The following is a 19,832-nucleotide window of genomic DNA, read 5'->3' on the forward strand; positions in this document are numbered from 1 at the left end:
CTCCATGCCCGAGTACCGCCGCATCCTCCTCGACGGCGCCGCCGTCCAGGTCACCGTCGACGGGGACGAACTCGTCGCCGGGGACGGCCGCCGCGTCAAGATCGACGAGGCACAGCACCTGCCGCCTGTCGTCCCGTCGAAAGTGATCGCCGTCCACCTCAACCACCAGAGCCGCGTGAACGAGTTCGGCATCGAACTCCCGGCCACCCCCACCTACTTCCACAAGCCGACCTCCGCCCTCAACTCCCACAAGGGCGCGATCGTGCGCCCCGAGGGCTGCAAGTGGCTCAACTACGAGGGCGAGGTCGCCATCGTCATCGGGAAGACCGCGAGGAACATCTCGCCGGCCGAGGCGGGCGAGTACATCGCCGGCTACACCATCGCCAACGACTACGGCCTGCACGACTTCCGCGACACCGACGCGGGCTCCATGCTCCGCGTCAAGGGCTCCGACACCCTGTGCCCGCTCGGCCCGGGCCTGGTCACCGACTGGGACTTCCACGGCAAGAGCCTGCGGACGTACGTCAACGGCGAGGTCGTCCAGGACGGTTCGACCGACGAGATGCAGTGGGACATGCACTACCTCGTCGCGGACATCGCCCGCACGATCACCCTGTACCCCGGTGACGTGCTGCTGTCCGGCACGCCCGCCAACTCCCGCCCCGTCCAGCCCGGTGACGTCGTCGAGGTCGAGGTCGAGGGCCTCGGCCGCCTCACCAACCATATCGTCACCGGCCCCACCCCGATCCGCACCGACGTGGGCGCCCAGCCCACCGAGTCGGAGGAGGTGCTGTCCACCGCGCTCGGCGGCGACTGGGAGTTCCGCGGTATCCGGCCGCCCCGGCGTTGACGGATGCCCAGGAGACGGCGCCGCACCGGGCCTGACGGAGGAGGTCGCCCGGTGCGGCGCTGCCATGGGCGCGGTCACCCACGGGCGGCCGCGCTCACCCGCGAACCTGGTCATGGGAGCTTCCGGGTATGGTCGCAGCCATGACCGAACCCGCCGAGACTCCTGAAGGCCGCAAGCCACGTCGGCGCATGAACTACGGGGAGGGCCGCGAGGCCCTGCTCAACGCCGCCGTGCGCGTGGTGGCACGGGGCGGGTTGCGCAAGCTCACCTACCGGGCGGTCGCACAGGAGGCGGGGACCACGCACGGCCTGGTCGTCCACCACTTCGGCTCGCGCGATGCCCTGATCGAGGCGGCGCTGGAACACGCGATCAGGACCTCGCTGGACACCAGCGCACTGGAACCGGGCACAGGCAAGATCTCGGACTTCTCGGCGGGAGTCTCCGACATGGTGACAGCCGATCCCGACATACAGGCCTTCCAGTACGAGCTGCTGCTGGAAGGCCGGCGCCGCCCCGAGCTGCTGCCGCATCTGCGGGCGCTGTACGACGAGTACTTCGACGCCACCTATCGGGAGCTGGCCCGGATGCTGCCCGCGGGCACGGACCGCCCGCTGACCCGGCTGGTCTTCGCAGCCCTGGACGGGCTCGTACTGCACCAACTCGTCTTCGGCGAGCCCGAGACCACCGACGCCGCGATCGAGGAGCTGCGCGCCCTGCTCCGCCTGCTGGAGGCGGACGGGCGGACCGGTGAGTCATCCGGCTGACACCTCTGACCTGCGCATTCCGAGGCCCTGGACGTTCGGCGTCCGGGGCCTTCGCGTTCTGTGGCGATTACAACGCCGTAAAGAACCGGGTGCCGCCTGAGAATCTCCATGCAACCCCTTGCCAAGTGGATAGTTCCGGCCCACCATGAGGCAACTCGTTTGGCCAGAAACGAAGCACTCCTTCTCTCCTGGCAGGTGATTTGAGTGGACAGTCCGACGGCGGTCAGAAACGAGACCGTGGCCGACGCCTCCACCGCAGGCAAGCTCAAGCCCAACTCCCTCGGTGTTCTGGGCATTCTCTTCTTCGTTCTCTCTGCCCAGGCGCCGCTCACCGGCATCGCGGGCGCCGTCCCCATCGCCGTCGCCATCGGCAACGGCACCGGGGCCCCCGCCGCCTATCTGGCGGCCGGTGTGATCACCCTGCTGTTCTCGGTGGGTTTCGTGGCCATGGGGCGGCATGTCGTGGACGCCGGCGCCTTCTACATGTACATCGGCAAGGGTCTTGGCCGGTATCCGGGTGCCGGCAGCGCCGGGATCGCGCTGTTCGCCTACTGTGCGATACAAGCCGCGATGTACGGCCTGTACGGCGCGACCGCGAGCGCCCTGCTGGGACACTACACGGGAGCGGACGTGCCCTGGTGGGCGTGTGCGCTAGTCACCATGGTGATCGTCCAGGTGCTGGGCGCCTCGGGCATCGAGATGGGCGCCAAAGTGCTGGCCGTCTTCGTACTCGCGGAGTTCAGCATCCTGAGCGTCTTCGCGCTCGTCACCCTCCTCAAGGGCGGCGGGCCCGAGGGTCTCTCCTTCACCCAGTCGTTCTCGCCGAGCGCGGCCCTGGACGGGGCGCCGGGTGTGGCGCTGATGTTCGCCGTGGCTTCCATGATCGGCTTCGAGGCCACCGCCATCTACGGCGAGGAGGCCCGCGAACCCCGCAAAACGGTGCCCCGGGCCACCTACCTGGCCGTCGCCGTCGTCACCGGGTTCTTCGCGTTCGCCTCCTGGATGCTGATCTCCGCCCACGGCACCTCCCAGGCCACGGCGGCGGCCGGCAAGGCCCTGGAGAGCGGCGACTCGACGGGCTTCGTCTTCGCGCCGATCGCCGCCCTCCTCGGCGGCTGGGTGAACGACGTCCTGCCCCTCCTGCTGGTCACCTCCCTCTTCGCCGGCATCCTCGCCTTCCACAACTCCGCCAACCGCTACCTTTTCGCCCTCAGCCGCGACGGACTGCTGCCCCGCAAGCTGTCGTCCATCAACCGACGCCACTCCCCCGAAGTGGCCGGCCGGGTCCAGACCGCCATCGCGGTCCTCTTCGTCATGCCCTTCGCGCTGGCCGGCAAGGACCCGGTGCTGACCCTGTTCTCCTGGGGCAGCGGTGTGGCCGTGCTCGGGATCATGCTGCTGTACTTCCTGACCTCGGTCTCCGTGGTCGTCTTCTTCCGCCGCGAACAGCTCGACACCCGGCCCTGGAACACGCTGATCGCTCCCGTGCTGGGCTCCCTCGGCATCGCCGGTGCCATCGTGCTGATCATCGGGAACTTCACCACCCTGATCGGCGGCGACCCGACGACGGCGCTCTGGCTCGAACTCACCGTCCCGGTGGTTCTGGCCCTGGGGGTCCTCGCGGCCCAGCTGACCCGTGGCAGGACGGCGGCCGACGCCTGACGCCGCCCCGGCGTCGGGGCCGCCAGGACCTCTGCCCGGCACTGCGCCAGGCCTCCTGCCGGGGCTGACGCCGCTCGCGGCTTGCCACCCCTCTGGACCTTGGCAGCGTCCTACCCCTGGAGTACTTCATGAGCACCGCATACATCTGGCACGAGCTGTTCGGCTGGGCCGACCACGGCAGCGGCGGTCTGTTCCCCGCCGACCCGGCGGTCGGGCTGCAGCCGATCAGCCACCATGTGGCGCACCCCGACACCAAGCGCCGCCTGCACGAACTCGTCGTCGTCTCGGGACTGATCGACCACCTGGTCCGCGTAGCACCACGGCCCGCCACCGAGGAGGAGCTCCTGCGGGTGCACGCCCCCGAGCACCTCGCGCGCCTGGAGGCCGAGAGCGCCCTGCCCAAGGGCGGCGACGCGGGCGACGGGATCTCGCCGTTCGGCAAGGGCGGCTACGACATCGCCAGGCTCGCCGCGGGAGGCGCGATCGCCCTCGTCGAGGCCGTCGTCACCGGGCAGGCGGACAACGGCTACGCGCTGGTGCACCCCGCGGGCCACCACGCGCCAGGCCATACGGGCATGGGTTTCTGCCTGTTGAACAACGTGGCCGTCGCGGTCGCCCACGCCCGGGCGGCCCTGGGCGTACGGCGGGTCGCGGTGGTCGACTGGGACGTCCACCACGGCAACGGCACCCAGTCGATCTTCTGGGACGAGCCCGACGTACTCACGATCTCCGTCCACCAGGACGGCTGCTTCCCGCCCGACTCGGGGCACCTCACCGAGCGCGGTGGCCCCGCCGCCCCCGGCAGCGCGGTGAACGTCCCGCTGCCGCCCGGCACCGGCGACTTCGGTTACCTCTACGCCTTCGAGCACGTCGTCGCCCCCGCGCTGCGCGCTTTCGCCCCCGAACTCATCGTCGTGGCCTCGGGTTTCGACCCCAACGCGATGGACCCGCTGGCCCGCATGCTGGTCACCAGCCGGGGTTTCCGGGGCATGGCCGAGCAGGTGCTGCGGGTCGCGGAGGAGGTCTGCGGGGGCCGGGTGGCCGTCGTGCAGGAAGGCGGATACAGCCCCCACTACGTGCCGTTCTGCGGGCTCGCGGTGATCGAGACGCTCGCCGGGGTGAAGGTGCTCGACGACGCGTTCTTCCCTGTGGTCGGCGGCATGACCGGACACGAGACGACGGCGCACCAGAAGGCACTCGTCGACGAGGTCGCCGCACGTGTCCTGCCCCGGCCCGCCGGGGCGGTCTGAGCCCCGACGGGCCGGCGGCCAGGACGTCAGCCGACCACGCCCGCCACCCGGTCGAGGAAACCGTCGACCAGGTGGCGGGCGTTCGTCCGGGCCGTGGGCTCCATGCTCCGGCACCGGGCGAGCAGCTCACCGGGGTCCACGCCGCGCCTCGCACACTGCTCCGTACCGCCGTTTTCCAGCCAGCCGCGCACCGTCCCAGTAGTGATCTCCGGATGGAACTGCACGCCCAGGCTGCGCCCGGTGCGGAACGCCTGTACGCATACGTCGTTGCGGGCCACGCTCACGGCACCGGGCGGCGGGACGCAGCGGTCGTAGTGCCACTGGAACCAGGGACCGGAACCGACCAGGGAGGGATCGTCCGTGTCGACCTCGACCCAGCCGATCTCGGGGCGCGGTGCCGCCTCGACCGAGCCGCCGAGCGCGGTGGCCAGCGCCTGGGCGCCGAAGCAGACGCCCAGGACCGGGACGCCGAGGTGATGGGCCTTGCGCAGCAGGGCCAGTTCGCCGCCGATCCAGCTGCCGACTGCCGTCTCGTCGTACACCGACCAGGGGGCACCCAGCGACACGATCAGGTCCCAGCCGTCGGCGTCGGGGAAGTCGAAGGCCACGTCCGGCGCGTGATATCGGTCCTTGGGTACGACGGTCACGGCGGTCAGGTCGTACCCGCACTCCATGAGCCGGTCACCGACCGACCCGGGGTCCGTCACGTGGTCGTGCTGAACGACGAGTGCACGCACCGTGCGCTCCTCTCCCCGGGGTCCGCGGACCGGCCGGATCGCTGCCATGAGCCCTTGTGGCGGCTCCCCACACATCCTATCGTTTGGGTTCAAATAGTTTCCTTGGAGGTCCCCACATGCCGGACGTCACCCACGAGGAGTGGCAGCGCCACGCCAAATCCCTGGACCTCGTCGGCGCCCATCACATCGACGGCGTCGACGAGGGCGGAGGAGGGGCGACGTTCGCGGCCGTCTCGCCCCGTGACGGCCAGGTGCTGACCCAGGTCGCGGACGGGGGGCAGGCCGAGGTCGACCTCGCCGTGGCCGCCGCCCGGCGGGCCTTCGACTCCGGGCCGTGGCCCCGCCTCACCCCCGTGGAGCGCGGCCGGGCACTGCTGCGGGTCGCCGACCTGCTAGAAGAGCGGCGCGCCGAACTGGCGCTGACCGTGAGCCTGGAGATGGGCAAGCCCATCACGGACGCGTACGCCATTGAACTCCGCGCTCTGATCAACACGTTCCGCTTCTACGGCCAGCTCGCCGACAAGCTCACAGACGAGTCCCCGCACACCGCACCGGACGCCCTGGCCCTGGTCACCCGCGAGCCGGCCGGTGTCGTCGGAGCCGTCGTGCCCTGGAACTTCCCGCTGACGCTGGCTGGTTGGAAGGTGGCCCCGGCGCTGGCAGCCGGCTGCACGGTCGTACTGAAGCCGTCGGAGAACTCTCCGCTGTCGGCGTTGCTGCTGGGCCGCATCGCGACCGAGGCGGGACTGCCGCCGGGCGTACTGAACGTGGTCGGCGGCAACGGCCCGGTGGCCGGGCGAGCGTTGGGCCTGCACCCCGATGTCGACGTCCTCGCCTTCACCGGCTCCACCGCCGTCGGCCGGCACTTCCTGCGCTACTCCGCCGACTCCAACCTCAAACGCGTCTGGCTCGAACTGGGCGGCAAGTCACCCAACATCATCCTCCCGGACGCCCCCGACCTGGAGCAGGCCGCCGCCACCGCGGCCTGGGGCATCTTCTTCAACCAGGGCGAGATGTGCACCGCCCCCTCCCGGCTCCTGGTGCACTCCTCGATCGCCGACCGGGTGACGGAGGCGATCGTCCGCCGTGCCGGCGAGCTGCGGGTCGGCGACCCCCTCGACCCGGCCACCGAGATGGGCGCCCTGGTCGGCGAGAGCCACCTGGCCCGCGTACAGGACCACATCGCCACCGGCCTGGCCGAGGGCGCCCGCCTGCTCACCGGCGGCTCCCGCGTCCTCACCGACACCGGCGGCAGCTTCCTGGAGCCGACTGTCTTCGACCGCGTCGACCCCGGCATGCGGCTCGCCCGCGAGGAGATCTTCGGCCCCGTGCTCTCCGTACTCACCTTCGACGACGCCGACGAGGCCGTCCGCCTCGCCAACGCCACCGAGTACGGCCTCGCCGCGGGCCTGTGGACCTCCGACCTGTCCACCGCCCATCAGGTCTCCCGCGCCCTGAAGGCCGGCACGGTCTGGGTCAACTGCTACGAGGAAGGCGACCTGACGGTCCCCTTCGGCGGCATGAAGCAGTCCGGCAACGGGCGCGACAAGTCCGTGCACGCCCTGGAGAAGTACACCGAACTCAAGACCACCTGGATCCAGCTGTGACCCGACCGCTCATCGCGATTCCCGCCCGCTTCTCCGCCACCACGTCCGCCCTGCGGTACGCCGCCGAGGTCAACGCCCGCGCCCTGATCGAGGCCGTCTACCGGGCGGGCGGCGAACCCGCGAGCATCCACCCCGCCGAGGGCGACACCGAGGAACGCCTCGCCCGCTTCGACGGCGTGCTTCTCCCCGGCGGCGGCGACCTCGCCCCGCACCGCTACGGCGCCACCGACACCCACGACAGCGTCTACGACGTCGACGATCTCCAGGACACCTTCGACCTCGAAGTCGCCCGCGCCTCCCTGAACTTGGGCCTGCCCCTGCTGGCGATCTGCCGCGGCCTCCAGGTCGTCAACGTTGCCCTGGGCGGGACCCTGGAACAGCACATGGACAGCGACCACCGGCATGTCATGCACCCGGTGGCGATCCAGCGCGGCACCCTGCTGGAACAGGCCACCGGCACGGAGAAGACGGACGCCTCCTGCTATCACCACCAGCGGGTGGACCGCACGGGTGTGGGACTGACAGTCACCGCGCGGGCCGTCGACGGCACCGTGGAGGGACTCGAACTCCCCGGCGTCCACGGATGGTTCACCGCGGTCCAGTGGCACCCCGAGGACACCGCCCACGAGGACCCGGCACAGCAGGGCCTCTTCGACGCGCTCGTCCGAGCCGCCCGCGACAGACGCTGAGCACGCCATGGCCCTCTTCCGCAGCAAGCAGGCGCCACGACTCGCGCCCGAACTCGACGACGTCCCGCTGGGCCGGGTCCTGAAGGGACTCGGCTCCGGCCGCGGGCCGGGACCGCAGGACCTCGCCGTCGCCCAGGTGGAACGGCTGCTGCGGGACACCGGCGACGACTGGGACCGCCGCTGCCACCGCGTGCGCGTACTCGCCGAGACCGCGCCCTTCCTCGCCCGCGGCTGGCGGCTGCGGCGGCCCCGGGACCCGGACGCGCTGCTCCTGCACGCCTGGTCCGAACTGCCCACCGACCCACGTGCCGCCATGGCGACCTTCCGTCTCGCCGCCGACGCCCGGCCCGGCGACCCGACCCCGTGGGTCGGGTCGCTTGCGGCACTGCGCGCGCTGGCCCGTCCCAGCCCGGAACTCACGCCCGTCTGGCGGGAGATCCGCGCCCGCGACCCCTGGCACCGCGAGGCACACCTCCAGGTGCTGGCGTATCTCTCACCGGAGGAACAGGGCAGCCAGGCGGCACTGCGGGAGTTCGTGGACGAGGTCGTGATCGCCCTGCCCCACTGAGCGCCGGCAGCCTGCCTGCCGCTGACCGCCGCCGTCCGGCAGTACCACCGCGACCTCGACGCCGGCGGCACGCGCGCCCTCGGCATCGGGCGCTACTGGTCCCAGCCGCATGTGGCACCGCTGCTGGATCAGGCCCTCGCCCACTGGCCCCGCCCCGAGCACCCGCGCCACGCCGCCACCGTCGCCGACCTCGGGCTGCTCGCCTACGCCCTGTGCCGGGCGGGGCGGACGCGAGAAGCGGCCGGTGTCTTCGCCGCGACCGGCGGGCTGGTCACCCCCTGGCCATGGGGCCACGACGGTGACCCCGTGGAGCACTTCACCTACTGGAGCCGCAGTTGAGCGCCGATTCCACCACTACGGAGAGGGCAAGGAGGACACGGCGTGACGGTCCACGTCGAGGCCGATCAGCACAGGCCGGGATACGGGGGGGGGAGGACGGGAGGCTCTGCTGGCGGCGGCCATCAGGGTTGTGGCACGGGGCGGCCTGCGGAAACTGACCTACCGGTCCGCCGCCGCTGAAGCGGGCGTGACCCACGGCCTGGTCGTCCATCACTTCGGTACCCGGGACGCCCTGCTGGAACAGGCCCTGTGCGTGGCTGCCGATCACCCTGGCCTGATATTCCAGCAGGTCACCTCCGGTGACGCCCAGTGCACGCGGGACGGTGTGGTGCGCTGCGCAGGTTCCAGGCGGCCCACCGCGGGTAGCAGCCGTCCGCGCCGTCCGGCAGTACATTGAAGGGAACGGCCGGGAGACTCCCGCGCCCCGCACACTGGTGCCAGCCATGGCAGATCTCATGAATCCGCGAGAATCGGGACCGGAACAACCGGCGCCTGGCCGGGGGGCCGGTCTCGGCTCGCTGACGGCCGGGCGGGCGACGGCGGTACTGGACGACCGGATGCGCATCATCGGATGGAGCGCGGAGGCCGAGGCACTGTTCGGGTACGGGCCCTCCGAGGTCCTGGGCCGACGTGCCGACGACATCGTCACGGACACCGTGACGGGCGCCGGCCTGTCCGCGGCTTCCGGCGGCTCCGGAACGACAGACGAGACCACGCCGTACGGCATCCGGTCGGTGCGTCATCGCGACGGTCGGCCGATGCCTGTGGCCCTCACCCTCGACCAGCTCTCACACGGCACCGGAGGGGCGGCCTGGTTGCTGGTGGCGATGGGCCTCGACCTGCTCCGGCAGCGTGCCATCGACCGGGCCATGCTCGACGGACTCCACCGCCAGTCGCCGGTCCAGCTGGTCGTGTACGACACCGACGCCCGTGTCCGGTGGATCAACAAGGCCATCGAGAGGCAGTTCGGTGTGACGTCGGACGAGGTCGTGGGGCGCTTCGTGCACGACATCCTGCCGGAGGGGGTGCTGCTCACCGAGGACGGCCACTCGGTGAAGGACGTCGAGCGTCCCATCTTCGAGGTACTGCGTACCGGTGAGCCGGTGATCGACGTCCGCTACCGCAGCACGACCCGGCTCGACCCCCACCACGAGCATGTCTGGTCCCTCTCCTACTTCCTGCTGCGGGACGACACAGGCCGCCCGGTCGGCGTCTGCGAGGCCGGTCTGGACATCACCGACCGTTATGTGGTGCGGCAGCGTCTGGCCCTGCTCAGCCGGGCCGGCGGCAGCATCGGACGGACCCTGGACATGCGGGAGACCGCTCAGGGCCTGGCCCGGCTCGCGGTCCCCGAGTTCGCCGACGCGGTCACCGTGGACCTGCTCGAACCGGTTCTGGACGGCCAGGAGCCGCCGCGGGACGGCAGCCCGACTCCCGAACTGCGCCAGGTGGCCCGGTACGCCCGCGACGAGGTGTCCGGCGCCGTCGGGGACATCGCGGACGCCCTGAACGCCGTACGACTGCGGTGTCTGGCAGAAGGCGCGCCGGTCACCGATCTGGCCGCCGGCGCGCTTGCCGTGCCCCTTTCCGCCCGGGGCGCCCTCCTGGGCACGGCGGTCTTCGTACGGACCGCTCCGCGCGACCCCTTCGACACCGAGGAGACAGCGCTCGCCGGGGAGCTGGTATCCCGGACTGCGGTCTGCGTGGACAACGCCCGGCGCTACGCCCACGAGCACGCGACCGCGCTGACCCTGCAACGCGAGCTGCTGCCCCGTCGGCTGGCCCGGCCGGCCGGAGTGGAGCTCGCCCACCGTTATCTGCCCGCGGCGGGGCCGGTCGGCGTCGGGGGCGACTGGTACGACGTCATCCCGCTCTCGGGAGCCAGGGTGGGACTGGTCGTGGGCGATGTGGCGGGCCGCGGCCTGGGGGCGGCGGCCACCATGGGACGGCTGCGCACCACGGTCGCCGCCCTCGCGGCCCTGGACCTTCCACCGGACGAGTTGCTGGCCCGTCTCGACGATCTGGTGGCCCGCCCCTGCGCACCCCGGCTGACGGACACCGAGGACGACGACGAGGACCAGGCACTGGGCGTGACCTGCCTGTACGCCGTCTATGACCCGGTGTCGCGGATGTGTGTCATGGCCCGCGCGGGCCATCCGCCCCCGGTGCTGGCCGTGCCCGGCGGGCCCGCCGAGACCATGGCCGTGCCGGCCGGGCCGCCGCTGGGCCTGGGTGGCCTGCCCTTCGAGAGCGTCTCCCTTGAACTGCCGGAGGGCAGCACGCTGGCCCTGTTCACCGACGGCCTCGTCGAGAGCCGTACACGCGACATCGACATCGGTACGGGTGTCCTCTGCGACACACTCACCGCTCCAGGGGCAGGCCCTCTGGAGGAGACCTGCGATGCGGTCGTCGGGGGGCTGGTGCCCCAGCCCCCCGAGGACGACGCGGCGCTGCTACTGGTCCGCGTGCACGCCCTGCCGGAGCACTTGGTGGCAACCTGGGGCATCCCCGCCGACCCCGGTGAGGTCGCCCACGCGCGGAGCCTCGCCTGCGGTCGGCTGGCCGACTGGGAGGTGCCGGACGAGGCGGCCTTCGTCGTCGAACTCGTCGTCAGTGAACTGGTCACCAACGCCATCCGGTACGGCGGAGCCCCCGTCCAGCTGCGGCTCATTCGGGAGCGCGGACTCATCGTCGAGGTCTCGGACGGCGGCCACACCTCCCCGCACCTGCGCAGGGCCGCCATGGAGGACGAGGGCGGCCGGGGCCTGTTCCTCGTGGCGCAGCTGACCGACAGCTGGGGCACCCGCTACACGCCGGCCGGCAAGACGATCTGGACCGAAGTGCCCCTGAACCCGCCCCAGTTGCCGGATCTCTTCGCCGTCGACGCTTTCTCCCTGTGACGACGGTGACGGACTTTCAGCCCTTCGGTCGCCGCCCGCTGCGGCGCGGGGCCGGATCGGCACCGCCGAGGAGGGCCAGGCGGCGCTCCTCACCGTGCTCCTCCACCTGCCGTACGACCTGCCGCAGTCCCTCCGCGACGCGCCGGCACTCTTCGTCACTGAGCCGCGAGGCGACGAACGCCTCCTCCTGGTTGAACTCCGGGAACAGCCGCCGCATCAGTGCCTCGCCCTCCTCGGTGAGGCTGAGCAGCACCAGCCTGCCGTCGGAAGGGTGATCGGCCCTCTTGACCAGACCCCGCCCCTCCAGCGTCCGCGACACCCCGGTGAGCGTCCCCTTGGAAATCCCCGCCTCCTCCGCGACATGCCGGGTCTCCGACTCACCCCAGACCCACACCACCCAGAGCACGACGAACGCCGTCCAGGTCAGGTCGGCGCTCCTGAGCACCGTGTTCTCCAGGTGCTGGCGGACAGCCGACGCGGCGCGGTAGATGTTGGCGACCACCGCCATCTGATCACGATGGATCAGTATCCCCCCGAGCTTCGCCGCCGCCAGCTTTTCCGCCTCGGTGATGGACCGGTCGCCGGACACAGGCACGCTCCTTTGATCGTTCGGACCCAAATTATACGAGACGGCCGGCCGATGCCTCGATCCGAAGGGCCGACGTCACAGTGGCGGAGGCGCCCCCTGGACGTTGTCCTGAGAGGTCAGGAATGCGGCTGACGGGTGGTTGGCCTTGAGCGCGGTGTGTACGCGGTGGTCAGTGTAGGTGTGCAGCCATTCAGGGAAAGCGTCGCGTCGTTCCCGCTCGGAGCTGTAGGGGCGGGTGTAGGCCCACTCGTCCGGTAGCGTCCGGGTAGGGTCGGCCGGACGACGAGTCTCTGCTGAGCAGGTCTTTTTCCCGTCCGGCCTCCCTCCGAAGTGGCGCCGGGCCAGGCAAGCGCGACCGTGCGCTGGCGCAGCTCAGGTCCGTCGGCTGAGCACGGCCGGCAGACGAGAGCTTGAGCATGCGATGGCGCTTGGTCACCAGCCGGTCGGCGCAGGCGAGTCCATGCAGGTCGGCCAGCTGGGACAGGTCCGCCTCGGAGCGCGGCCCCTTGCCGATCGGGTACCAGGCCGGTAGCTGGCGAACGCGGCTGCCACCCGTTCCCGTGGCAGGTAGCGGGCCTGAGTCAGGGTGACGCCGTCACCGATCTGCTCCAGCAGCCACCGCAGCGGCTCAGCCGTGTCCACGGATGCCTCGGCCGACTCCTCCAGGGCAGGCAGGACTGCGGCGAGCAGGGCGCGGCGCTCAGTCGGGGGTGCCTCGGCCCCCACCTCGCGTCGTTCGCGCGCGGACGGCCTCCAGCGGGGCGCGGCCCTCGAACACAGGCTGCAGTTTGCGGGGCAGCTGTACCAATGGATGTGGTGCCGACATGGGTGGAGGCACTGCGGTCGAAGGCGAAACGCCTGGTCGCCCGCCATTGGCTGACCGAGCAGCAGCCGGGCAGGTTCACCCTCGCTGCGGGTGTGGCCGGGCCAGGCGGCGGGTCATGAGCCCGATCATCGACCAGTAGATCATCGCCTCGGCGCTGGCAGTGCGCCGCTCGAAGTCGCGCACCAGGCGGCGACTTCGCATCAGGTGGGCGAAGAGACGCTCGACGATCCACCGCTTGGGCAGCACCACAAACCCCTTGGTGTCGTCGCTGCGCTTGACGATCGAAACGACCAGCGCGAGGGTGGCCAGGGAGTACTCGACGAGACTGCCGGTGTAGCCGCCATCAGCCCAGACCAGGGCCAACAGGTGGTGAGCGCCCGCCACTTGCTCAAGCAGGACCTGGGCGGCAGTGCGGTCCCCGACATCGGCGGCCGTGACCATCACTCCCAGCATCAGGCCGAGCGTGTCGACCACGACATGCCGCTTACGGCCATTGATCAGCTTGCCGCCGTCGAAGCCGCGGCTGTCGGCGCCGACAACGGCGTCCGCCTTGATGGACTGCGAGTCGATCACCCCGGCCGTCGGCTCCGCATCCCGCCCCAGACGCTCGCGGACCTGGCCGCGCAGTCGGTCGTGGAACTCTTTGACCAGTGCATGGTCGCGCCAGCGGCGAAAGAAGGCGTAAACCCGGTCCCATGGCGGGAAGTCGGCGGGCATCGCCCGCCACTTGATGCCATTGTCCACGAGATACCGGATCGCATCGAGCATCGTCCGGTGGCAATACGCCTCCGGCTGGCCACCCCGGCCTCGCATCCAGCCGGGTACCGGCATCAGCGGCCGGACGGCCGTCCACTCCTCATCCGTCATGTCCGTCGGATAGCGGCGCTGCCGCGACCCGTTGTCGGCGGCGTTTCCGCACCGGTGAGCCAGGCAGTCACACTCCAGGGCGACCGAACTGGACGGCCCCGCCGTCGGCAGGGAACACTTCGGCAACAGGGCCTCCTGATGTTGCTCGGTGATTCGACACCAACGAGCTGTTCAGGAGGCCCTATTCGTATGCTCCAAGGGCCCCGCGACCACCCGATCGGGACTCCCGTTCGACGCACATCTCTCAAGATCGGAAAGACAACAGCTTCTAAGTCCTCCCGGAAGCGTGACGCTTGCGCGAACGCTTCCCCGGGACCGGCGTCAGGCAGCAGACTCACCCTCACGGCCTTCGTCTCGATCGGTGCAGCTTGGTCGGAGCACATGATCAGACGAAGGCCGCTCCAGCGTCCGGCGAACGCCCAGGCGAGCGGCCTAGTTCGAGGCCCATTTCGACACTGGAAGGTCGAATAGGCCCGCTACGCGGGTGCAGTCGATGAGTTTGGGCGGCGATAAGAGTCTGATGCAGGACACCCGATCTCTGGAGGCTGCCCTATGGCTGAACCACACGTTCTGGAAACTCGGCAAGCTCTGGAACGGGCGATTCACGTCGAGCGGTTGGCGCTCGCTCAGGACCTCGCCGAGCTCAGCGAGGCCCAGTGGGCGAAAGCATCACTGTGTGAACGCTGGACCGTGGAGGAGGTCGTAGCCCATCTGACGGCAGGTGCCAGCACGAGGATGTGGCGCTGGCTGCTGAGCATGCTGGCCGCGCGGTTCGACCCCGATCTGCACAACGACCGACGGCTCGCAAAGCACCGTGGTGCTACACCTGAAGAGACCTTGCGGCGATTTCGCGAAGTTGTCGCCGGACCCGCCGGGCCGTCAGGACATACTGCTGCCTGGCTGGGCGAAATAGTCGTCCACAGCGAGGACATCCGCCGGCCATTGGGTCTTGTGCGGACACCCCCGGTGGCCACCACGACCGCCGTGGCCCGGTTCTTCGCCAGCCGCGATTTCACCGTCGCGAGCCACACCGCAATCGCGGGCTTGCGGCTCGAGGCCACAGACGGACCGTTCACCACCGGCTCGGGGGATCTACTCCGGGGGCCGACCCTCTCGCTGGTGATGGGGATGGCAGGCCGCGCAGCGGCCTGCGGGGACCTTGAGGGGGACGGTGCGGCAGTCCTGCGCGCCCGACTGCGCTCAGGTTAAAGAACAAGCTGAGCGCCTGTGCCTGAGCCGTCCATGACGAAGTGGCGCTGGCGGCTCAACGGATCACGCTGGCAAGCCACTCGCTGAGCGGGTCATGGGCCGGATCACCGGCACGACCGTCTGGGCGCCGGAGCTGGGCCGCCGCCCGCCCAGCAGGGCCGTTGTCACAGGCAGCGGCTACCTTGCAGCTCAGCACAGAACCAAGGCAGGTTGCAGGAAGAGGAGCGGCAATGGTCGTCGAGGTGGGGTACGCGCAGGCGTGGGACCTGGAGACTTGCGCGCCCTGGCGGCCGATATCCGCCGAGAGGGCCCGGGAGCGGGATGCCGCCGGGCTTCCGTACGTGGTGGTGTACCGGGAGCCGGGCCGGGAGGCTCCGCTGGAAGTCCGGCTCGTCTCCTGGCGAGACCACTACGTCGGGCTGTGGGTCTACGACGCCCACGGCCGCCGCACCTACGACCTGGACATGCGGCTGCTGGACGACCCGTCGCGGCTGCTGCGCCGGTACTCCGTCGGCTGGTACTACACAGGCCCAGAGATGGCGGAGTTCGACAAGGCGTGCCCACGCATCACCGTGGACCTCTTCCCGGACGGGAGGGGCCGACGGACGGAGGAGCGGCAGGGGCAGGGCGGAGGCTCCTACGTCACCTCGCCCGGACTCCGGGATGACGAGCGCTGGATGGACCGCCCCGCCTTCGGGGAGTGGCCGCTGCTCTCGGCTCAGGTGCACGAGCTCATTGAGCCGCCGGCCTTTAAGGCGGCTGAGGTGGCCGAGGCAGCCGAGCCAGGTGACGGAGACACCCCTGCCACCTGCTGGCGTCCGCCGCGCCCCGCGCAGGCCGGGCCGATCAACGAGTTGTTCCGGCCCGGGGTGCGCGTGACCGACGGGTACCACCCCGAGATGACCGTCGTGGAGCCGCGCCGGGTCGGCACCCTGCGCGTACCCAGCGGGCTGCTGGCCGTCTCCGGCCCGGACATCGACCACGGCGACGGGCCGCGCATCACGGTCCCCGTCCCGCCCGGGGAGTACGTACTCGACGAGGCGCGGGTCCGGTACAGCTACTACTGCGAGTGGCGGGACGCCGAGGTCACGACCACGGAACCCACGGCCGTCCGCCTGCTCGTCAGCGACGCCCCCGCAGCGACCTGGGAGATGGCCCTCGGTCCGGAAGACGATCCCCGGCTCTTCATCGAGCAGCAGATAGCCGGCTTCGACACCGACGGCGCCACCGGCTGCTTCGCCGACGCCGGGGCCTGGGAGCCGCTTATCGCGCTCTTCGAGCGGGGGCTGATCCGGGGGGAGTTGGACCTGGACGGGTACGAGGACATCGATGACGATTCCATGTTCATGCAGCGCACCTGGGACGAGGTTTCCGGCGGCGAGCTCATGTCCTTCGCGACGACCGGGGACGGTACCTACCCAGTGTGGGTCGGCCGTTCCGAGGCCGGTGAGGTAATCGGCGTCGTGGTGCTGGTGGGGGGGATGCCCGAGCTGCTCCCGGAGCGGGACGGCCCCACCGATGCGGCTGTGTAGGCAAGGTCCTGCCTGCGGCCGCAGTCGCCAGCCTGGTTGCAGCTGGTGACGATCTCGGCAGCACGGTTCACAACGCTCGGCGCCGGAGTCCGGGGTACGTGTACCCATCAGGTCAGCGGCGGGTGCCTCCCGAACTCGTGAACACCGACTTGGCCGCCTTCGGGGTGCCTCCCGCGCTCATTCGACAAACGACTGGGGCCCGGCAGACGGTGGAGTCGACGTTCACGTCCCAGGTGATCAGGCCTTTCGCATCCGCCTCGGCCTAGAGCTGGGTGACGATCTTGGCCCAGGTGCCATCTCGCTGCCAGCGGCGGAACAGGTCATAGACCCGGTCCCAGGGCCCGTAGCGTTCCGGTACATCGCGCCAGGGGGCACCGGTCCGGGTCCGCCACCGCATGCCGTCTATCAGCTGCCGCCGCGTCCACACCGGCGGACGGCCCGTCTTGATGCCCTGCGGCAACAGCGGCTCCAGCCGGGCCCACTGTCCATTCGTCAGATCACCACGCCCCACAGAACGTGATCATTCACGACCAAGATCCACTTTCGCAACAGGCCCTAGTGGGCGAGGCGCTGCCGTACGCCCGCCGAACGCCCCGAAGTCACTGCAGCCTGAACCTCACTGAGGCCGGCACCGGCCGGGGGCCGAGCTCTTGCACTGCCGTCACCGGTCGGCGCGCGCTACTCAGAGACCGAGGGATGGGCCTCGCAAAGCGCCGTCTGGACCGCAGCCTGGATGTCGTCGCTCTGGGCGTCCGAGCTCCCCGGGCCGAGGTTCACCATGACCGTGGCCTGCCTGCCGTCGATCGTGGTGCCGGCGGCCGTCTCGTATCCGAGGAAGTCACCGGTGTGTCCCCAGTAAAGGCCGCCGCAGGGCAGCGGCTTGCTCTCCAGGCCGAGGCCGTACGCCCGACCGTCCGAGCTGCCGGTCGGGCGGGTCGTCATCATCTCCTTGAGCTGGGCCGGGTGCAGCAGCTTGCCGCGTACGAGCGCGCCCAGGAACCGGTTGACGTCGGTACCGCTGGAGATCATCCCGCCGGCCGCGCCTCCGACCGAGGGGTTGATTCTGGTGATGTCCATGAGCGGCGCGTCATCTCCCGGTCGCACGTACCCGCGCGGGTGCGGTCCGGGAATCGCCGATGCGTCACCCGGCACGGACGTCTCACGCAGGCCCAGCGGCTCGATGATGCGCCGCTGGATCTCCTCTCCGTAGGTGTTGCCGGTCACCTTTTCGATGATCATGCCAGCCAGCAGGTAGCCGGTGCTGGAGTAGCTCCAGTCGGTGCCCGGCTTGAAGGTCGGCGGGTGGGCGAGCGCAATGTTCACCAGGTCAAGGGGGTCGTGGTGGGCCAGGGGGTCCTTTAGGGCCTCCTGCGGGTTGAAGTAGTCGAGGAAGTCGGGCAGGCCGCTGTTGTGCTGGAGCAGCTGGCGGATGGTGATCGCCCGCCCGTCGTTGCCGTGGCCGCGGACGACGCCGGGCAGGTAGCGTTCCACCCGCGCGTCCAGGTCGACGCGATGCTCTCCAACCAGCTGCAGCACGGTCGTCGCCGTGAACGTCTTCGTCATGCTGCCGATCCGGAATCTGCTGTCGCGGTGCACCGGCGCCTGGCTCTTGACGTCCGCGACACCGCTGGTGAGCACAGTGCTGCCGCGCCGGTCCCGCATCTCGACGAGTGCTCCGGGGGCGCCGTCGACGGTGGTCAGCCGTTGCAGGAGTTCACGCAGCCGAGCGTCGTCGGCGGCGGCGTTGGAGGATGCTCCGGCGGTGACTTCGGTGGTGGTGGCTTCGGCGGCGTTACCCGGCAGTGCGGCCGCCGTGACACCGAGGGCTACGGCCAGTGTGAGTGCACCAACGAGCGCACGTTTGTGCTTGATCACGTTGTCCGTCCTTGATCGTCTTTCTCCTTGTCCTGTCCCACGATGCCCGCGGGGTGCGTGCCGGGGCGATGGGGCGATCACCCGGGCTCATGGTGGGGCTAACCCCCTGTCAGACCGTTTCCGGCACCCTTGGTTGATCGCGGCCGACAGCGGTCCGTGCCCAAGGTCCCGCTCACCCGGTAATGGCCGCGACAAGAGCACCACCGGCGTGATGGTGGCTCACTCGCGCGGGCCGTATGCGGTGACCCACTCGGCCAGATGCGGCCGCGCTGGCCACGGTGTTCAAACCGGCAGGTCCGCCCGGGCACACTGGCGAGCGATCACCGGAGCGCACCTGGTGGCGCTGGTACGGGCCGGAGCGACGTTCGAGAACGGCGTCCTGATCGAACGGAAGGAGGCCACCACAGCCTGCTCATGAACCATTCGATCCACAACTATTGACAATTGCTCCAACGCCGCAGAGCACCGACCCAATAGTTCACGCTGTCGCCGATTCCAAGCAGACTCCTCTGCACCCAGGCGCGCGCTGCCGTCCAACGCCTGCTCGGCGTCAGCACGTCCGCCGCCGAGCCCTGGTCAGCCCGGCACGTCAAAGCCGGTGCTGCGGCGCTTCACTCGTGGCGGCCCCATGCACCCCACCTACGCCGCGCTCGAAGAACTCGGTGGGGCCAGTGCGCACGATCTTCGCCTGTGACTACCTGGCCAGTCCCGGCCTGCGCCGCGAGATCCACGGCGGCCTCCAGGTCGTGGAGAACTGGAACAGCAAGGGCGCTCACGGACGGCTCGGCGGGGAGTGAAGGCCACCACCGGCAAGGGATTCGTGCCCAGTGCGAAGAGAGCTAGCAGGAGGCGGCGCTGGAGGACGTCACGCTCGATGCGCTCGTACGCGGCCACCGCCCTGCACCTGCTCCAGTCCGCCCTCGTCCACGTCAACACGCTGCTGGTCCAGCAGGTTCTGGCCGAACCGGCGTGGGCGAAGAAGCTGAGCGACGAGGACCGGCGCGGCCTGACCGGGCTGTTCTGGTCCAACGTCAACCCGTACGGCACCTTCCGCCTGGACATGGAAAAGTGCCTCGACCTGGCGCCGTCCGGCGTCGTGCCCCACCCCCGCACCCCGGCGGGCGCCTCCGACCGAACGTGTACGCAGACAGGACACCGGCTGGGTCGGACGTGGCCGTCAGAGTAAGGGCGTGCGAGTGACGGGGGCGTGCGGTCTATCCGGGGGGCAGGTGTCTGTGCGCAGAGTGCTGCTAGTGCGCCCTAGCCAGGGGGTTCTCTCCGCCCGTGACGTGTCAAGTGAAGAGTGACGGCTTGGTGCGCGCCTGCTCGTGGGCGGGCTGGGTTGGCCGGCTTCGTGGGGAGGAGCTGAACGATGGCGGTGACGGACCCGGCGGGGCCAGCGCGCACCGCACGGCAGGTGCTGACGGACGCGGGCGCGGCGACGTTGCCGGTGCTGCGGCAGGCCGCAGAGGGGCTGCCGCGGCGGATACGGCATCCGGTGGGGGTGCATTTCGGGTGGTGGGATACGGCGGGTGCGCCGCTTAAAGCGCGTGCGGGGAAGATGGTAC

General features: G+C 70.3%; 17 protein-coding genes and 4 pseudogenes. 15 read left to right on the forward strand and 6 right to left on the reverse strand.

Annotated elements, in window-relative coordinates; translation table 11 throughout:
- The first annotated feature begins 4 nt into the window (after positions 1-4).
- The 4 genes from KUM44_RS29785 to KUM44_RS29800 all read left to right on the forward strand — a co-directional run bounded on the left by KUM44_RS29785 (position 5) and on the right by KUM44_RS29800 (position 4,526).
- The gene (locus KUM44_RS29785; RefSeq protein ID WP_217212860.1) at positions 5-850 is read left to right on the forward strand and encodes a fumarylacetoacetate hydrolase family protein; all 846 of its coding nucleotides are present in this window, start codon (positions 5-7) and stop codon (positions 848-850) included.
- Between the two features lie 140 nt (positions 851-990).
- Complete coding sequence (locus KUM44_RS29790; protein ID WP_217212862.1) at positions 991-1,614, forward strand: TetR/AcrR family transcriptional regulator; 624 nt, start codon at positions 991-993, stop codon at positions 1,612-1,614.
- Positions 1,615-1,818: 204 nt separating this feature from the next.
- On the forward strand, positions 1,819-3,276 hold the full coding sequence (locus tag KUM44_RS29795) for an APC family permease (protein WP_217212863.1): 1,458 nt from the start codon (positions 1,819-1,821) through the stop codon (positions 3,274-3,276).
- Between the two features lie 128 nt (positions 3,277-3,404).
- Positions 3,405-4,526 (forward strand): class II histone deacetylase, encoded by a 1,122-nt coding sequence (locus KUM44_RS29800; protein WP_217212866.1) that lies wholly within the window; start codon positions 3,405-3,407, stop codon positions 4,524-4,526.
- A gap of 26 nt (positions 4,527-4,552) precedes the next feature.
- Here the strand turns inward: KUM44_RS29800 and KUM44_RS29805 are convergent, their stop codons facing one another.
- Positions 4,553-5,263: a type 1 glutamine amidotransferase gene (locus tag KUM44_RS29805; protein ID WP_217212867.1), complete on the reverse strand. Its 711-nt coding sequence runs from the start codon at positions 5,261-5,263 to the stop codon at positions 4,553-4,555.
- Between the two features lie 116 nt (positions 5,264-5,379).
- Between KUM44_RS29805 and KUM44_RS29810 the strand changes: the two genes are divergently transcribed.
- From KUM44_RS29810 to KUM44_RS29835, 6 genes and pseudogenes are all read left to right on the forward strand, one after another.
- Entirely contained in the window at positions 5,380-6,870 is a 1,491-nt protein-coding gene (locus tag KUM44_RS29810; protein WP_217212869.1) for an aldehyde dehydrogenase, read from the forward strand.
- The gene (locus tag KUM44_RS29815; RefSeq protein WP_217212871.1) at positions 6,867-7,559 is read left to right on the forward strand and encodes a gamma-glutamyl-gamma-aminobutyrate hydrolase family protein; all 693 of its coding nucleotides are present in this window, start codon (positions 6,867-6,869) and stop codon (positions 7,557-7,559) included. The genes KUM44_RS29810 and KUM44_RS29815 overlap by 4 nt, the downstream gene beginning before the upstream one ends.
- Before the next feature lie 7 nt (positions 7,560-7,566).
- Positions 7,567-8,127 carry a hypothetical protein gene (locus KUM44_RS29820; RefSeq protein ID WP_217212873.1) on the forward strand — a complete coding sequence of 187 codons (561 nt, stop codon included), beginning with the start codon at positions 7,567-7,569 and terminating at the stop codon, positions 8,125-8,127.
- A gap of 111 nt (positions 8,128-8,238) precedes the next feature.
- Positions 8,239-8,466: a hypothetical protein gene (locus KUM44_RS29825; protein ID WP_217212875.1), complete on the forward strand. Its 228-nt coding sequence runs from the start codon at positions 8,239-8,241 to the stop codon at positions 8,464-8,466.
- Positions 8,467-8,530: 64 nt separating this feature from the next.
- Positions 8,531-8,716: pseudogene (locus KUM44_RS29830) on the forward strand (TetR family transcriptional regulator); the annotation flags it as partial.
- 193 nt (positions 8,717-8,909) lie between these two features.
- The gene (locus KUM44_RS29835) at positions 8,910-11,366 is read left to right on the forward strand and encodes a SpoIIE family protein phosphatase (protein WP_254390302.1); all 2,457 of its coding nucleotides are present in this window, start codon (positions 8,910-8,912) and stop codon (positions 11,364-11,366) included.
- 16 nt (positions 11,367-11,382) lie between these two features.
- On the opposite strand, the gene KUM44_RS29840 is transcribed toward KUM44_RS29835, so the two are convergent.
- Together KUM44_RS29840 and KUM44_RS45855 are read right to left on the reverse strand one after the other, a co-directional pair.
- Complete coding sequence (locus tag KUM44_RS29840) at positions 11,383-11,955, reverse strand: MarR family transcriptional regulator (RefSeq protein ID WP_217212877.1); 573 nt, start codon at positions 11,953-11,955, stop codon at positions 11,383-11,385.
- 103 nt (positions 11,956-12,058) lie between these two features.
- Positions 12,059-12,219: pseudogene (locus tag KUM44_RS45855) on the reverse strand (IS481 family transposase); the annotation flags it as partial.
- A 495-nt stretch (positions 12,220-12,714) separates the two neighbouring features.
- Here KUM44_RS45855 and KUM44_RS47685 point away from each other — a divergent pair.
- Positions 12,715-12,900 (forward strand): annotated as a pseudogene (locus KUM44_RS47685) (hypothetical protein); the annotation flags it as partial.
- Here the strand turns inward: KUM44_RS47685 and KUM44_RS29845 are convergent.
- The gene (locus KUM44_RS29845; RefSeq protein WP_217212879.1) at positions 12,857-13,648 is read right to left on the reverse strand and encodes an IS5 family transposase; all 792 of its coding nucleotides are present in this window, start codon (positions 13,646-13,648) and stop codon (positions 12,857-12,859) included. The pseudogene KUM44_RS47685 and the gene KUM44_RS29845 overlap by 44 nt on opposite strands.
- Positions 13,649-14,200: 552 nt before the next feature.
- On the opposite strand from KUM44_RS29845, the gene KUM44_RS29850 reads away from it, so the two are divergent.
- Together KUM44_RS29850 and KUM44_RS29855 are read left to right on the forward strand one after the other, a co-directional pair.
- Positions 14,201-14,857 carry a maleylpyruvate isomerase family mycothiol-dependent enzyme gene (locus tag KUM44_RS29850; protein ID WP_217212880.1) on the forward strand — a complete coding sequence of 219 codons (657 nt, stop codon included), beginning with the start codon at positions 14,201-14,203 and terminating at the stop codon, positions 14,855-14,857.
- Positions 14,858-15,087: 230 nt separating this feature from the next.
- On the forward strand, positions 15,088-16,389 hold the full coding sequence (locus tag KUM44_RS29855; protein ID WP_217212881.1) for a DUF4241 domain-containing protein: 1,302 nt from the start codon (positions 15,088-15,090) through the stop codon (positions 16,387-16,389).
- A 262-nt stretch (positions 16,390-16,651) separates the two neighbouring features.
- On the opposite strand, the gene KUM44_RS45860 is transcribed toward KUM44_RS29855, so the two are convergent.
- A complete protein-coding gene (locus KUM44_RS45860) occupies positions 16,652-16,900 on the reverse strand; it encodes a transposase (RefSeq protein ID WP_308402762.1) in 249 nt (82 codons plus the stop codon).
- A 167-nt stretch (positions 16,901-17,067) separates the two neighbouring features.
- Positions 17,068-18,264, reverse strand: a complete 1,197-nt coding sequence (locus KUM44_RS29865) for a serine hydrolase (RefSeq protein WP_217212882.1) — start codon at positions 18,262-18,264, stop codon at positions 17,068-17,070.
- Positions 18,265-18,865: 601 nt separating this feature from the next.
- Here KUM44_RS29865 and KUM44_RS47690 point away from each other — a divergent pair.
- Both KUM44_RS47690 and KUM44_RS29875 read left to right on the forward strand, forming a co-directional pair.
- Positions 18,866-19,032 (forward strand): annotated as a pseudogene (locus tag KUM44_RS47690) (Tn3 family transposase); the annotation flags it as partial.
- A gap of 106 nt (positions 19,033-19,138) precedes the next feature.
- On the forward strand, positions 19,139-19,450 hold the full coding sequence (locus tag KUM44_RS29875) for a transposase (protein WP_254390305.1): 312 nt from the start codon (positions 19,139-19,141) through the stop codon (positions 19,448-19,450).
- Positions 19,451-19,832: the final 382 nt, after the last annotated feature.

Source organism: Streptomyces sp. AC550_RSS872 (assembly GCF_019049285.1).
GTDB lineage: Bacteria > Actinomycetota > Actinomycetes > Streptomycetales > Streptomycetaceae > Streptomyces.

Bases quoted from the DNA above. Each gene is read 5' to 3' on its own strand.
- KUM44_RS29845 (WP_217212879.1), bottom strand. From the start codon at position 13,648: ATGACGGATGAGGAGTGGACGGCCGTCCGGCCGCTGATGCCGGTACCC.
- KUM44_RS29855 (WP_217212881.1), top strand. From the start codon at position 15,088: ATGGTCGTCGAGGTGGGGTACGCGCAGGCGTGGGACCTGGAGACTTGC.
- KUM44_RS29800 (WP_217212866.1), top strand. From the start codon at position 3,405: ATGAGCACCGCATACATCTGGCACGAGCTGTTCGGCTGGGCCGACCAC.
- KUM44_RS29820 (WP_217212873.1), top strand. From the start codon at position 7,567: ATGGCCCTCTTCCGCAGCAAGCAGGCGCCACGACTCGCGCCCGAACTC.
- KUM44_RS29785 (WP_217212860.1), top strand. From the start codon at position 5: ATGCCCGAGTACCGCCGCATCCTCCTCGACGGCGCCGCCGTCCAGGTC.
- KUM44_RS29875 (WP_254390305.1), top strand. From the start codon at position 19,139: ATGCGCTCGTACGCGGCCACCGCCCTGCACCTGCTCCAGTCCGCCCTC.
- KUM44_RS29835 (WP_254390302.1), top strand. From the start codon at position 8,910: ATGGCAGATCTCATGAATCCGCGAGAATCGGGACCGGAACAACCGGCG.
- KUM44_RS29790 (WP_217212862.1), top strand. From the start codon at position 991: ATGACCGAACCCGCCGAGACTCCTGAAGGCCGCAAGCCACGTCGGCGC.
- KUM44_RS29810 (WP_217212869.1), top strand. From the start codon at position 5,380: ATGCCGGACGTCACCCACGAGGAGTGGCAGCGCCACGCCAAATCCCTG.
- KUM44_RS29850 (WP_217212880.1), top strand. From the start codon at position 14,201: ATGGCTGAACCACACGTTCTGGAAACTCGGCAAGCTCTGGAACGGGCG.